This is a genomic window from Tepidibacter formicigenes DSM 15518 (assembly GCF_900142235.1).
In the GTDB taxonomy this organism is placed as follows: Bacteria; Bacillota; Clostridia; order Peptostreptococcales; family Peptostreptococcaceae; genus Tepidibacter; species Tepidibacter formicigenes.
In genome coordinates this window covers 55,010-67,203 of record NZ_FRAE01000012.1, presented here as the reverse complement: position 1 = coordinate 67,203, position 12,194 = coordinate 55,010, and the positions used below count along the sequence as shown (strand labels likewise).

Genomic DNA, 12,194 nt, shown 5'->3' with positions numbered 1-12,194 from the left:
AGGAATTCAGCAGATATATTAACCATTAGGGCATTTGACCCCGCAAAGGAGCATAGCTGATACCACATCATGGATAGACTGAACGAAGGAATTTAGGGACATTGATCCTGTGAGACATGGGAGGGTACGTCGCCATGAAATTAGTGGATTAATTCCAGTAATATTTTGGTAAAAACACTGATTTTCTGGGGTTATACATTTCTATATCCATAAAATTGAATATGTTGAAGTTATATCCAAAAAATATATCTATCAATTTATGAAATTGTAAGAAATAGAGAGTATTTAAGAGAAAATAAAAGTATATAGAGGGAGCGATAAAATTGAATAAAAAAAAATTATTTTCTCAACTACCTTCAGTAGAGGAAATGTTAAATAATGAGAAAATATTAAACTTGTTAGAAGAATATCCAAGAAGTTTAATTGTTGATAATATAAGAAAATCTATAGATAATATAAGAAAAAGAATAATTTCTTTGAAAGATGATGAAATTAATTCTTTTTATATAGATTATGATAAATTAATAGGAAATATAATAGAAAATTCAACCAATACTTATTCACTTTCTTTACAAAAGGTTATTAATGCAACTGGAGTTGTGATACATACTAATTTAGGTAGGTCACTTCTTTCAGATAGTATAAAGGAAGAAGTTTGGGAAACTGCATCTAGATACTCTAACTTAGAGTATGACTTAGAGTTAGGAGAACGAGGTTCAAGATATTCTCACTTAGAAGATATTATAAAGAAGATAACAGGAGCAGAATCAGTATTGGTTGTAAATAACAATGCGGCAGCTGTTTTATTAGTTTTAAGCACACTTGCTAAAGAAAAAGAAGTAATAGTATCTAGGGGAGAATTAGTGGAAGTAGGAGGATCTTTTAGAATTCCTAGAGTAATGGAGGAAAGTGGAGCAATATTAAGAGAGGTAGGAGCTACAAATAAAACTCATATTAAAGATTATGAAGAAGCAATAAATGAAAATACAGCGGCGCTTCTTAAAGTTCATACAAGTAATTATAGAATATTAGGATTTACTAAAACTGTAGATATAGACGAGTTATCAAAAATGGGTAAAAAATATAATCTTCCTGTAATTGAAGATTTAGGTAGTGGGCTTTTCATAGATATTTCAAAGTATAGATTAAACTATGAACCTACGGTATTAGACTCTCTTAAAAAAGGAGCTGATATAGTAACTTTTAGTGGAGATAAAATACTAGGAGGACCTCAAGCTGGAATAATTATTGGTAAAAAAGAATATATAGAAAAAATGAAAAAGAATCAGTTAACACGTGCTCTAAGAGTTGATAAGCTTACAATAGCAGCACTTGAAGCTACATTTAGACTGTACCTAGATGAAAAAAAAGCAATCAAAGAAATACCAACTCTTAGAATGCTAACTTATACAATGGAAGAACTAGATGAAAAAGCTGAAAAATTATATAAAATGATAGAAAGTGAAAATTTAGATATAAATTTAAACTTAGAAGAAGGATATTCACAAGTAGGTGGAGGTTCTATGCCTCTTGAAAATATAAAAACTAAAGTAATAACAATAATTCCTAAAAAAATTAGTGTTTCAGAACTAGAAAGAAGATTAAGACTATGTGAAAATCATATTATTGCAAGAGTATATGATAATAAATATGTGCTAGATGTAAGAACTATATTTGAAGAACAATTTGAAACAATTGTAAAAGAAATTGTGAATTCTGTGAAATAGGAGGAGTATTATGAAAAATGTAATAATAGGCACAGCAGGTCACATAGATCATGGAAAAACTACATTGATTAAAGCTCTTACTGGAAGAGAAACAGATAGACTAAAGGAAGAAAAGAAGAGAGGAATATCTATAGATTTAGGATTCACTTATTTTGATTTGCCTAGTGGTAAAAGAGCAGGAATAGTTGATGTACCTGGACATGAAAAGTTTATTAAAAATATGCTAGCTGGAGTTTCAGGAATGGATATGGTTCTTTTAGTTGTAGCGGCAGATGAAGGGGTAATGCCCCAGACTATAGAACACTTAGATATTTTGAATTTTTTAAATATAAAAAATGGAATTATTGTAATAACAAAGTCTGATTTAGTAGAAAAAGATTTTTTAGATCTTGTAAAAGAAGATATTAGGGAACAGGTGAAAGATACATTTTTAAAAGATGCTTTAATTATAGAAACTGATTCTATTAGCAAAAGAGGAATTGATGATTTAATTGAAGCTATAGATAAAATAAGTGAAGAAGTAGAAAGTAAAAATTTAAATTCTCCACCAAGGCTTAATATAGATAGAGTATTTTCTATAAAGGGATTTGGAACAGTAGTTACAGGAACATTAATAGAAGGAAAAATAAATGTAGAGGACAATATGGTTATATATCCTAAAGGGATAAATACTAAAGTCAGAAGTATTCAAGTTCATGGAAATTTTGTTAAAACAGCTTATGCTGGGCAAAGGGTTGCAATAAATTTAGCCAATGTGAAGGTTGAAGAAATAGAAAGAGGAGATGTACTAGCTTATCCTAATTCATTAATGGAATCTATGATGATTGATATTAAGATTTCTTTAGTAAAACATGCTTCAAGAAAACTTCAATATTGGGATAGAATAAGACTTTATCATGGGACTAGAGAAATTTTAGGAAGAATTGTTCCACTAGATAAAGAAAATATAAATTTAGGAGATACAGGATACTGTCAAATAAGACTTGAGGAATCAATTGTTGCTAAAAATAAGGATATGTTTGTAATTAGGTTCTATTCACCTATGGAAACTATAGGTGGAGGAGTAATACTTGATACAAATCCTAAAAAGCATAGAAGATTTGATGAAGAAGTTTTAAAATCTTTAAAATTAAAAGAAAGTGGAGATACAAAAGAAATAATAGAAGAAATAATAAAAAAACACAGTAAAGAATATCCTTCTTTAAAGGATATATCTGTTTATATAGGTGAAAAAGAGGAAATAATAAAAGAAGAAGTTAATTCTTTATGCATGGCTAAAAAAATTGCAAATATAAATAATTTATATATTCATAAAGATTTTTATGAATATTTAAAAGAAAAGACTTTGAGTTTACTTTCAGATTTTCATAAAAAACATCCTTTGAAAAAAGGATTATTAAAAGAAGAATTAAGATCTAGAGTAGAAAAAAAACTTAAAATTAAAGATTTTGATAGTTTATTGGCTTTATTTGTCGAAGATGAAAAAATAAAAATATTAGAGAATTTAATTAGCTTATATGATTTTGAAGTAGTATTTAATGAAGTTCAGGCTAAGATAAAAGAAGAAATTGAATCTAAATTAAAAAATGATGGCTTAACTCCTAGAAATATTACTGATATTATACAAGATAGAAATGAGTATAAGGAAGTTTTAGAAGCATTAATTGGAGATACTCTTATAAGAGTAAGTGATGATTTAATATATCATAAGGAATACTATGAAAAGGCTTTAGATATGGTTAAAAAGCATATAAAAGAAAATGGAAGTTTGACTTTAGGAAATTTTAGAGATTTAATAGGAGCAAGTAGAAAATATGCCATGGCACTTTTGGATGATTTTGATAGAAATAAAATAACAAAAAGAATAGGAGATAAAAGGGTACTTATCTAGGAGGATTATATATGGTAAAGATATTAATAATAGATGATCAGCCCTTATTAATTAAGCAGATAAAATATGCTTTTGAAGATGAATATTATAAAATAAACAGAGTATATGATGGTGATGAAGGACTAAAAAAAATAGAAAATAAGAGTTATGATATTATAATTTTAGAATCTGAGCTTAATAAAAGAGATGGATTTCAAATATGTAAAGAAATTAGAGAGTACTCATCGGTACCAATAATAATGATTACACCTATGGGAGAAGACTTGAAAAAAATAATGGCGTTAGAGTTTGGAGCTGATGACTGTATATCAAAGCCTCTTAATGTTTTAGAGTTAAAGGCAAGAATAAAAGCTATTTTAAGAAGAACTAAAAAAGTAGAAGAAGTAAATTTATCACCTGAATTTCAAATAGGAGAATTTAAAATAAATACGTTAGGAAGAAAAATAAGTTATAAAGATGAAGATATAAATTTAACAGGAAAAGAATTTGATTTATTTTTATTTTTAATTACAAACCCAAATAAAGTATTTAATAGACAGGAACTTTTAGAAAAAATATGGGGGTATGAGTATTATGGAGATTTAAGAACTGTAGATGTTCATATAAGAAGGCTTAGGGAAAAAATAGAAAAAAATTCTTCTAGTCCTAGACATATATTAACTAAATGGGGTATGGGTTATTATTTTAAAGAAAATTAATTATAATTATTTTTTAGTTATATAATTCAGGGTTTTATAGTATTTATATTTATGTAGTTTAATAACCTATTTAATCTAGGAGGCTAATAATGAAAAGAATATATTACACATTATTGATTTTGACTTTAATGTTATCCGTTGTAGGATGCAGTGAAAAAATAATTAAAGATGATACTGAAAAACAAGAAATAAAACTTTATTATTCAAGTTTGGATAATTCAAAAATACAATGGGTTACAAGGTCAATAGAGTATTCGAATGATATGGAAAAGTATAATAATACTATAAAAGCGCTTATAAATGGCCCATATTCTTCTGATATGATTAGAAGTATAAATGAAAATACTCAAATACTATCGATTGAAAAGAAAAAAGGTATATTATATTTAGATTTATCTAAAGAATTTTTAGAATTTAAATCAGATATAAATCAGGTAAATGCAGTAATTACAATTAGCAATACATTAAATCAATTTAAAGAAATAGAGGCACTTAAGATTACGGTAGAAGGAAAGGAATTGATTTCTCTAGATGGACAGCCTTATGGAATTTTAAAGGAGTTTAATTTAAGCGAGGAGAAAAAAATTTCAGTACAGCTTTATTTTCCTGATGAAAATATGGAATACCTTATCCCTTATAAAAAAAATGTAGAGTTAAAAGACGGATATAAGTTAGGTAAGAAAATAGTAGAGGAAATTATAAAAGAATCTAATAAACAAGGATATAATATAATACCTAAAGGAACAAAGCTTTTAAATTATTCAGAGGAGAAAGGGATAGCTACTGTGAATTTCAGTAAAGAATTTATAAATAATTATATTGGAGGATCTGCTGGTGAAACTATGACTATATATTCTATAGTAAATAGTCTTACAGAGCTTGAGAATATTTCTAGTGTATTATTTTTAATTGAAGGTAAAAAAGTAGATTATTTTTCTCATTATGAATTTAACAAACCATTTACTAGAGAAGAAAGTTTAATAAAAACTGAGCGTTAAAACTTTAGCCATTTGATGTCATTTAGAATCAAGTGGCTTTTTTTACTTTTCTAACTTATTTCTATTATGCCGTCAAAATGTTGTCAAAGACGACAAAAAAGTACTTGTCAAAAAACAATATCCATGTTATTATATAGTAGTGTCAAGGAATTGGCAATACATGGGGGTAGATGAGTGCTGGTGTGCTCTCTGGTCTTCAAAACCAGTACGGGGGGTTAGGAGCTTCCTGGGTGGGTTCGATTCCCACATACTCCCGCCAATAAACGAATAAAAGACCTCAAATTTGAGGTCTTTTATTCGTTTATTGGACTTTTTTCTTTTAGTTTAAAAATCTTTTTATTTTCATCCCATACATAAAGCTCTTTTTGAGTTTCTTTACTTATTTCTTTAAAATCATCTGCTTTAGGTGTATTATTTGATTTAGCTTTATAGATAATATTAGTGGTTATAGATAATATTTTAGGAATATCTTCATCTAAATAGTCTATAGAAGATTTTTCTACATTTTTACTCCATTCATCATGAGGAGCATTTTTATCTATCCATACATTCTTATAAATCTCATCATAATATATAGATTTTTTAAATACACTTTTGAATAAATTATCGTCATAATAAAAAATTTCTATAAAATCATCTATAAAAAAAGCACCTAATCTTTCATCTAATATTTGTTCAACTACTAAAAAGTTTTTAAAAAATGATATATCTTTTACTGGTACTAAATTAGTAATTTTACCTTTATAAAAGTAATTATTATTAAGGCTATCTTCATAAACAGCTATTAAAGCATTATCTTTAGATAAATTAAGAACAAATATAATATCTTCTTTATCATTTGGAATTACATTTCCTTTATATATTTTAAGGTCTATATAATCTATGTATTCATTCCATTTTTCATATCCAGTGGCACTTAATATATTTTTTATTATTTCTTTTTTTAGATTTTCTTTTTCTTCTGCACCTTGAGAACTATCCAAGTAATTTTGAATTACACTTTTATCTATTAAATTGTTATAACACTTTGGAATAATCATAAATAAATTAGTAGCAATTAGTATAGTTAGAATATAAATTAATTTTTTCAAAAAATCACCCCCTATATATTATGAAAATAGGAAGGCGATGTATTCTTAATATTTTCAATATAAGTGTTTATTATTTTTTAGTAGTGAATTTTTTTCAGATTTAATTTTATCTAATATTCTTTTTATAATACCATTATCTAAATCAAAAAGAGAATGTATATATTTTTTATTTTCAACTATTTTGTATTTTAAAATATCTTCATTTAACTGTAGAAAATATTCTTTATTTATGATTATTCCTATGGAAGATAATTTAACTTGATTTTGTATTATAATATTTGATATTCTTTTTATGTGGTATTCTCCTGTATATATATTTAAATTTTTAAAAAATAAAATTGATTCATTGTATGTATTAACTATATTTTTTATTGCTTGTAGTAATTCAAGGTCTTCTTCAGTTAAATTTTTACTTACATCCTTTTTAGGTTCTTTTTGACTTTTAATAAAAACATTGTTGTTTTCTTGAAAATTTTTCATTTTATTATAAAAAGAACTAGAACTTAATATGAAATTTTCACTAAATTTATTATTATTAATGGGTTTAACTTTATCAATTTTATTTACTTTATTTACATTTTTTATTACAGTATCATTGTGAATCTTCATAATGGTTATTCTATTATTATTTAGAGGATTTATTTTAATCATATAATCACCTTCCTTATATAATATATTTCGTTAATATTTGTTTTTTTCAGTACCCTATTTTATGCAAATTGGAGGATTATTATGGATAAAAATTTTTTTATGAGAACACAACTTTTATTAGGAAACGAAGGGATGGAAAAGTTAAAAAGTTCTAAAGTAGCAGTATTTGGAGTAGGAGGAGTTGGAAGTTTTACAGTAGAAGCTCTAGCTAGGGCTGGAGTAGGAAATTTAATATTAATAGATCATGATGAAATAGATATAACTAATATAAATAGGCAAATTCCAGCTCTTCATAGTACTGTAGGAGAAAGTAAAGTTGAAATTATGAAAAATAGAATACTAGATATAAATCCTGATATAAATGTAGTAGCACATAAAAAGCTATATAACAAGGATAGTTCACATGAACTTTTAAGTGAAAAATATGATTATGTTGTAGATGCTATTGATATGGTATCTTCTAAAATAGACTTGATAGAAAAATGCTATAATAAAGGAATTAATATAATAAGTTCTATGGGAATGGGAAATAAATTAGATCCTACTAAAATAGAGGTTTCAGATATATACAAAACTCATATGTGTCCACTTGCAAAGGTTATGAGGAGAGAATTAAAAAATAGAAGAATAAAGAAATTAAAAGTTGTTTATTCTACAGAAAAGCCTATAAAGCCTGTTATAACTATTTCTAATGATAGTAAAAGAGAAGTTCCAGGAAGTATATCTTTTGTACCTTCTGTAGGGGGGCTTGTTATAGCTTCTGTTGTGGTTAAAGATTTAGTAAGTCTGTAAAAAAATTCACATGCTTCTATAGAAACATGTGAATTTTTTAATCTTCAAATAGTTCATCCATTAAATTCTCTATTTCTTCTTTTATTTTTTTTGTTTTATTCAAATCAATTTCAATTTTACTTTTATTTATAATCAAAACATCTCCTTCTTTTGCATTAGAAGGTAGTTTTGACTTATGAATAGTTATAAAAGTGTTATCTTCTAGCTCTATCACAGCTAAATCTTTTTCAAATCTATCAATTGTTCCTTTCATAATATCACCTACTTATTCCCATAATAATTATATGTACCAGGCTTTTTATCAGTCCAAATTTCATTTCCATCACAGTAAAAAACTAAGCTACCTTGTTCGTCTGTTCTATATAAAGGAATATTATATTTTTTTAAAAGATTTAGAATTTCTTTATGGGGATGTCCATACTTATTTTTATATTTACATGATACAACAGCAACATCTGGATTAACTATTTTTAGGAATTTTTCAGAAGTTGAACTAGAACTTCCATGATGACCTAATTTTAAAATATTAGATTTTAAATTAGAGCCTGATTTTATCATATCTTCTTCGTTTTTAAATTCAGCATCTCCTGTAAATAAAAAGCTTTTATTATTATATTTAGCTTTAATTACTGCAGACCATTGATTATTATCACTACCATATTTTTTTACAGGATTTAAAATTTCACATTTAACATAGTCTCCTAAATTAAATACAACACCATATTTTGCTTCTTTAATAGCTAATCCTTTATTTTTGGCAGCAATTAATACATCTTTAAATGTCTTTGTAGTATGACTTTTTCTTGGCATATAAAATTCACTTATTTCAAAGTTATCAATTATATAGTCAAGACCACCTATATGATCTGCATCTGGATGAGTACCAACTAATACATCTATTTTATTTACATTAAGTTTTTTTAAGTAATTTTTTATTTTTTCTCCTTGACTATTATCTCCTCCGTCTATTAACATTGTTTTATTGTCTGGAGTTAAAATAAGAGTAGAGTCTCCTTGTCCTACATCTATAAAATGGACAGTTAAAATAGAACTATTTTTTTGTATAGAGTTTTTGTTGGTAATTTTGTTTTCTACATTTTTATCTAAGCATGCAACTAAAAATATTGAAAATAGTACGATAAATAGTGTTAAAAATTTTTTCATTATGAACCTCCTCTTGTCATTGCCTTATAATTGATGTGTTTATATGAAGGAATTTTGGGAAAATATATAAGAGATGCTTTTGCTTCTTGTTAATACTATAATCTAATGATAAATAATTGTAAATACCAATTGAGGGTATATGTTTATATATGTTACAATAGTTGTAGAATAAAAGGAGGTAGATTAGTATTTTTAGATCAGTAGATATAGAATCAAAAAGTGAATTAGATTGTTATTTTAAAAATGTAGATTATGAAGCGTGTGAATATAATTTTACAACAATATTCATGTGGCAGCATTTATATAAAACGAGGTATTATAAGGATGAAGATTTTGCTGTATTAATAGGAGAATATGAGAATCATAAATTTACAGTAATACCATTAGCTACTAAAGAAAATTTAAAGAAAGCTTTTGAATTTATATATGACTATTTCTATAGGAATAATACTAAATTAAACTTAAGAGCTATCACAAAAGAATTTGCAGGTTTCCTTAAGGAAAATTATAAAGATAAATTTAAATATATAGAGGAAAGAGATTATTTTGATTATGTATATTTAGGAGAAAATCTTAGAACTTTAAAAGGGAGAAAGTATCAAAAAAAGAGAAATCATATAAACGCTTTTTTAAAGGAATATGAAAATAGATATTTTTATAAAAGATTAGGGAAAGAGGATTTTCATGAATGTCTTAAACTTTTAGATGAATGGACTGAAAATAAGGAAGAGGATGAAAGTATAGAAAGTGAAAGAGAAGCCATTGAGAAGGTATTTAAAAATTATGATAAATTAGATGTTACGGTAGGGGGAATATATATAGATAAGAAGCTTGAAGCTTTTACATTTGGAGAATATTTAAATGATAATATGGCGCTTATTCATGTTGAAAAGGCAAATCCTAATATAAGGGGACTTTATCCAATGATAAATAAGTTATTTTTACAAAATGAGTTTCCGGATGTGGAATTTGTAAATAGAGAAGAAGATTTGGGGGTTGAGGGGTTAAGAAAAGCAAAACTTTCTTATTATCCAGATAGGTTTGTAGAAAAATATACTGTATTGGAGGTTTAATATGAAGGTTAGATTTGCTAAAGACGAAGATTTAAAAGAAATAAAAGAAATGTGGAAATACTGTTTTGATGATACGCAAGGTTTTTTTAATTATTATTTTGAAAATAAATATAATAAAGAAAATACATTAGTTGTAGAAATTGATAATAATATAATTTCATCTCTTCAGCTTAATCAGTATAAAATAGTTTTAAATAATAAACCTTATGATACATCTTATGTTGTAGGTGTTTCAACTTTTCCTGATGCAAGAGGAAAGGGTGCTATGAAAATTATAATGAAGAGTGCTTTAAATGAGCTTTATAAGAAAAATCAGATTGTATCTATACTTATGCCTATAGATTATAGATTGTATAGGTATTTTGGGTATGAGCATTGCTGTGACCAAATAGAATATAATATGGATATTGAAATATTAAAGGATTTTAAAATAAATGGTAATTTAAAAAAAGCTTCTTTGGAAGATATTCCTGGTTTAATTGATGTTTATAAATCTTTTTTAAAAGATAAAAACGGATATATATTAAGAGATGAAAATTATTTTGAGAATTTATTTAAAGAGATAAATTCAGAAGATGGATATATATATATTCATGAAAATGAAGAAGGTCCTGACGGATATATAATATATTTTAAAATGGATAAAACATTATTTGTTAGAGAAATTGCATATAAAAATATAAATGCTTTAAAATCATTTTTAAAGTTTATTTATAATCATAATACACAATTTAAAAAAGCAAATATATCTTCTTCTATTGATGATAAAATAAAATATTTAACTCTTAATTTAAGAAACATAGATATTAAAATAAAACCATTTATGATGGGAAGAATAATTAATTTTAAGAAATTTATTGAGTCTTTAAATTTAAATATAGATGCAAACTTAAATTTAAAAGTAGAAGATGATTTTATAGATGAAAATAATAAAGTATTTAATATTAATATTCGAAAAGGAGAAATTGAAGTTTTAGAGACTAATGAAAATGAAGATTTGACTATTGATATAAATACTTTAAGCCAACTTGGATTTTCTTATATAGATACTAAAGAAGCTTTGTTTTTAGGAAAAATAAATGTTAAAAGTAAAGATAGGTTAAAAGACTTTGAAAAATTATTTACTAAAAAAATAAATTATATTAATGAATATGTATAGGCCTTAGGGCCTTTTTGTTTTTTTTGAATAAGTATAATAATAGGAGGTGAATTTCATGGAGATTTATTCTAACCCTATAATAATTTCTTTAATAATAGGTATAATACAAGCTATAAAAATAGCTGGTATGCCTAAAAAATTTGCTCCGCTAGTTTCTTTAGCATTAGGTATAAGTATGTGTGTATTTTTTGAACCTAAAGGAGATATAAAGCAAAGTATATTAAATGGAATAATTTCAGGACTTACTGCTAGTGGTTTATTTTCTGGATATCACAGTATGACAAAAAATAGTAAAAAATAAAATTGTATGGTTACAAAGAGTGTTGTTATAAAAAATATTCCTTGCTATAATTAAATTTAAGATAATGTAGTAGGGGGGATTTTATGAAAAATACAAAAACAACTTATTTAGTTTTTGTTGGACTTATGATAGCTGCTGTTTGTATGGGTACAATAGTTATTCAAATTCCTATGCCAGCTACAAATGGTTTTATTAATATTGGAGATAGTATAATATTTATAACATCTATTTTATTTGGACCTATGCCAGGTATGATTGCAGGAGGGATAGGCTCAGCTCTTGCTGATATATTAAGTGGATATGCTCATTGGGCTATTTTTACATTAATTATAAAAGGAGCAGAAGGTTTTATTGTTGGAGTTTTAATGAAAAAATCTATAAATAAAATTAGAATGATAATTTCATCTTTCGTAGGGGCTTCATTCATGGTAATTGGTTATTATATTGCAGGAGGTATATTAGAAGGAAGTTTTATTGTAGCTTTAGAATCAATTCCTGGAAATATAATGCAAGGAGTAGGAAGTATTGTTATAGGTGTTCCTGTAGCCATGGCTATACTTAAAACTAATTATATAAGCAAAAACAACTTAATAAAAAATTAAATATATAAATCTGGCAAAAAGTTCTGGTGTTATTTGTTAATAATACT

At 25.7% G+C, this 12,194-nt stretch carries 13 protein-coding genes and 1 tRNA gene; 10 read left to right on the top strand and 4 right to left on the bottom strand.

Annotation, left to right across the window (positions count from 1 at the left end):
* The first annotated feature begins 323 nt into the window (after positions 1 to 323).
* The 5 genes from selA to BUA77_RS03770 all read left to right on the top strand — a co-directional run bounded on the left by selA (position 324) and on the right by BUA77_RS03770 (position 5,573).
* Entirely contained in the window at positions 324 to 1,727 is a 1,404-nt protein-coding gene (gene selA, locus BUA77_RS03790) for an L-seryl-tRNA(Sec) selenium transferase (protein ID WP_072887451.1), read from the top strand.
* Between the two features lie 10 nt (positions 1,728 to 1,737).
* Positions 1,738 to 3,618: a selenocysteine-specific translation elongation factor gene (gene selB / locus BUA77_RS03785; RefSeq protein WP_072887449.1), complete on the top strand. Its 1,881-nt coding sequence runs from the start codon at positions 1,738 to 1,740 to the stop codon at positions 3,616 to 3,618.
* A gap of 11 nt (positions 3,619 to 3,629) precedes the next feature.
* Positions 3,630 to 4,316 (top strand): response regulator transcription factor, encoded by a 687-nt coding sequence (locus tag BUA77_RS03780; protein WP_072887446.1) that lies wholly within the window; start codon positions 3,630 to 3,632, stop codon positions 4,314 to 4,316.
* An 89-nt stretch (positions 4,317 to 4,405) separates the two neighbouring features.
* Positions 4,406 to 5,314, top strand: a complete 909-nt coding sequence (locus BUA77_RS03775) for a GerMN domain-containing protein (RefSeq protein ID WP_072887444.1) — start codon at positions 4,406 to 4,408, stop codon at positions 5,312 to 5,314.
* 162 nt (positions 5,315 to 5,476) lie between these two features.
* A tRNA-Sec gene (locus BUA77_RS03770) sits at positions 5,477 to 5,573 on the top strand.
* Between the two features lie 34 nt (positions 5,574 to 5,607).
* Here BUA77_RS03770 and BUA77_RS03765 read toward each other — a convergent pair.
* A complete protein-coding gene (locus BUA77_RS03765; protein WP_072887442.1) occupies positions 5,608 to 6,405 on the bottom strand; it encodes a hypothetical protein in 798 nt (265 codons plus the stop codon).
* Between the two features lie 54 nt (positions 6,406 to 6,459).
* Positions 6,460 to 7,056 (bottom strand): hypothetical protein, encoded by a 597-nt coding sequence (locus BUA77_RS03760; RefSeq protein ID WP_072887440.1) that lies wholly within the window; start codon positions 7,054 to 7,056, stop codon positions 6,460 to 6,462.
* Between the two features lie 81 nt (positions 7,057 to 7,137).
* Here BUA77_RS03760 and BUA77_RS03755 point away from each other — a divergent pair, with 81 nt between their 5' ends.
* Positions 7,138 to 7,848, top strand: a complete 711-nt coding sequence (locus BUA77_RS03755) for a tRNA threonylcarbamoyladenosine dehydratase (protein ID WP_072887438.1) — start codon at positions 7,138 to 7,140, stop codon at positions 7,846 to 7,848.
* Between the two features lie 37 nt (positions 7,849 to 7,885).
* On the opposite strand, the gene BUA77_RS03750 is transcribed toward BUA77_RS03755, so the two are convergent.
* The gene (locus BUA77_RS03750) at positions 7,886 to 8,101 is read right to left on the bottom strand and encodes a DUF3006 domain-containing protein (RefSeq protein ID WP_072887436.1); all 216 of its coding nucleotides are present in this window, start codon (positions 8,099 to 8,101) and stop codon (positions 7,886 to 7,888) included.
* 8 nt (positions 8,102 to 8,109) lie between these two features.
* Complete coding sequence (locus BUA77_RS03745) at positions 8,110 to 9,012, bottom strand: ComEC/Rec2 family competence protein (protein WP_072887434.1); 903 nt, start codon at positions 9,010 to 9,012, stop codon at positions 8,110 to 8,112.
* A 188-nt stretch (positions 9,013 to 9,200) separates the two neighbouring features.
* Between BUA77_RS03745 and BUA77_RS03740 the strand changes: the two genes are divergently transcribed.
* From BUA77_RS03740 to BUA77_RS03725, 4 genes are all read left to right on the top strand, one after another.
* The gene (locus BUA77_RS03740; RefSeq protein WP_143151289.1) at positions 9,201 to 10,085 is read left to right on the top strand and encodes a DUF2156 domain-containing protein; all 885 of its coding nucleotides are present in this window, start codon (positions 9,201 to 9,203) and stop codon (positions 10,083 to 10,085) included.
* Between the two features lies 1 nt (position 10,086).
* Positions 10,087 to 11,244 carry a GNAT family N-acetyltransferase gene (locus BUA77_RS03735; RefSeq protein ID WP_072887432.1) on the top strand — a complete coding sequence of 386 codons (1,158 nt, stop codon included), beginning with the start codon at positions 10,087 to 10,089 and terminating at the stop codon, positions 11,242 to 11,244.
* A 55-nt stretch (positions 11,245 to 11,299) separates the two neighbouring features.
* A complete protein-coding gene (locus BUA77_RS03730; protein ID WP_072887431.1) occupies positions 11,300 to 11,545 on the top strand; it encodes a hypothetical protein in 246 nt (81 codons plus the stop codon).
* Between the two features lie 83 nt (positions 11,546 to 11,628).
* Positions 11,629 to 12,147 carry an ECF transporter S component gene (locus tag BUA77_RS03725; RefSeq protein ID WP_072887430.1) on the top strand — a complete coding sequence of 173 codons (519 nt, stop codon included), beginning with the start codon at positions 11,629 to 11,631 and terminating at the stop codon, positions 12,145 to 12,147.
* Positions 12,148 to 12,194: the final 47 nt, after the last annotated feature.

Bases quoted from the DNA above. Each gene is read 5' to 3' on its own strand.
- BUA77_RS03750 (WP_072887436.1), bottom strand. From the start codon at position 8,101: ATGAAAGGAACAATTGATAGATTTGAAAAAGATTTAGCTGTGATAGAG.
- BUA77_RS03730 (WP_072887431.1), top strand. From the start codon at position 11,300: ATGGAGATTTATTCTAACCCTATAATAATTTCTTTAATAATAGGTATA.
- BUA77_RS03775 (WP_072887444.1), top strand. From the start codon at position 4,406: ATGAAAAGAATATATTACACATTATTGATTTTGACTTTAATGTTATCC.
- BUA77_RS03725 (WP_072887430.1), top strand. From the start codon at position 11,629: ATGAAAAATACAAAAACAACTTATTTAGTTTTTGTTGGACTTATGATA.
- selB (WP_072887449.1), top strand. From the start codon at position 1,738: ATGAAAAATGTAATAATAGGCACAGCAGGTCACATAGATCATGGAAAA.
- BUA77_RS03780 (WP_072887446.1), top strand. From the start codon at position 3,630: ATGGTAAAGATATTAATAATAGATGATCAGCCCTTATTAATTAAGCAG.
- BUA77_RS03760 (WP_072887440.1), bottom strand. From the start codon at position 7,056: ATGATTAAAATAAATCCTCTAAATAATAATAGAATAACCATTATGAAG.
- BUA77_RS03745 (WP_072887434.1), bottom strand. From the start codon at position 9,012: ATGAAAAAATTTTTAACACTATTTATCGTACTATTTTCAATATTTTTA.
- BUA77_RS03755 (WP_072887438.1), top strand. From the start codon at position 7,138: ATGGATAAAAATTTTTTTATGAGAACACAACTTTTATTAGGAAACGAA.
- BUA77_RS03735 (WP_072887432.1), top strand. From the start codon at position 10,087: ATGAAGGTTAGATTTGCTAAAGACGAAGATTTAAAAGAAATAAAAGAA.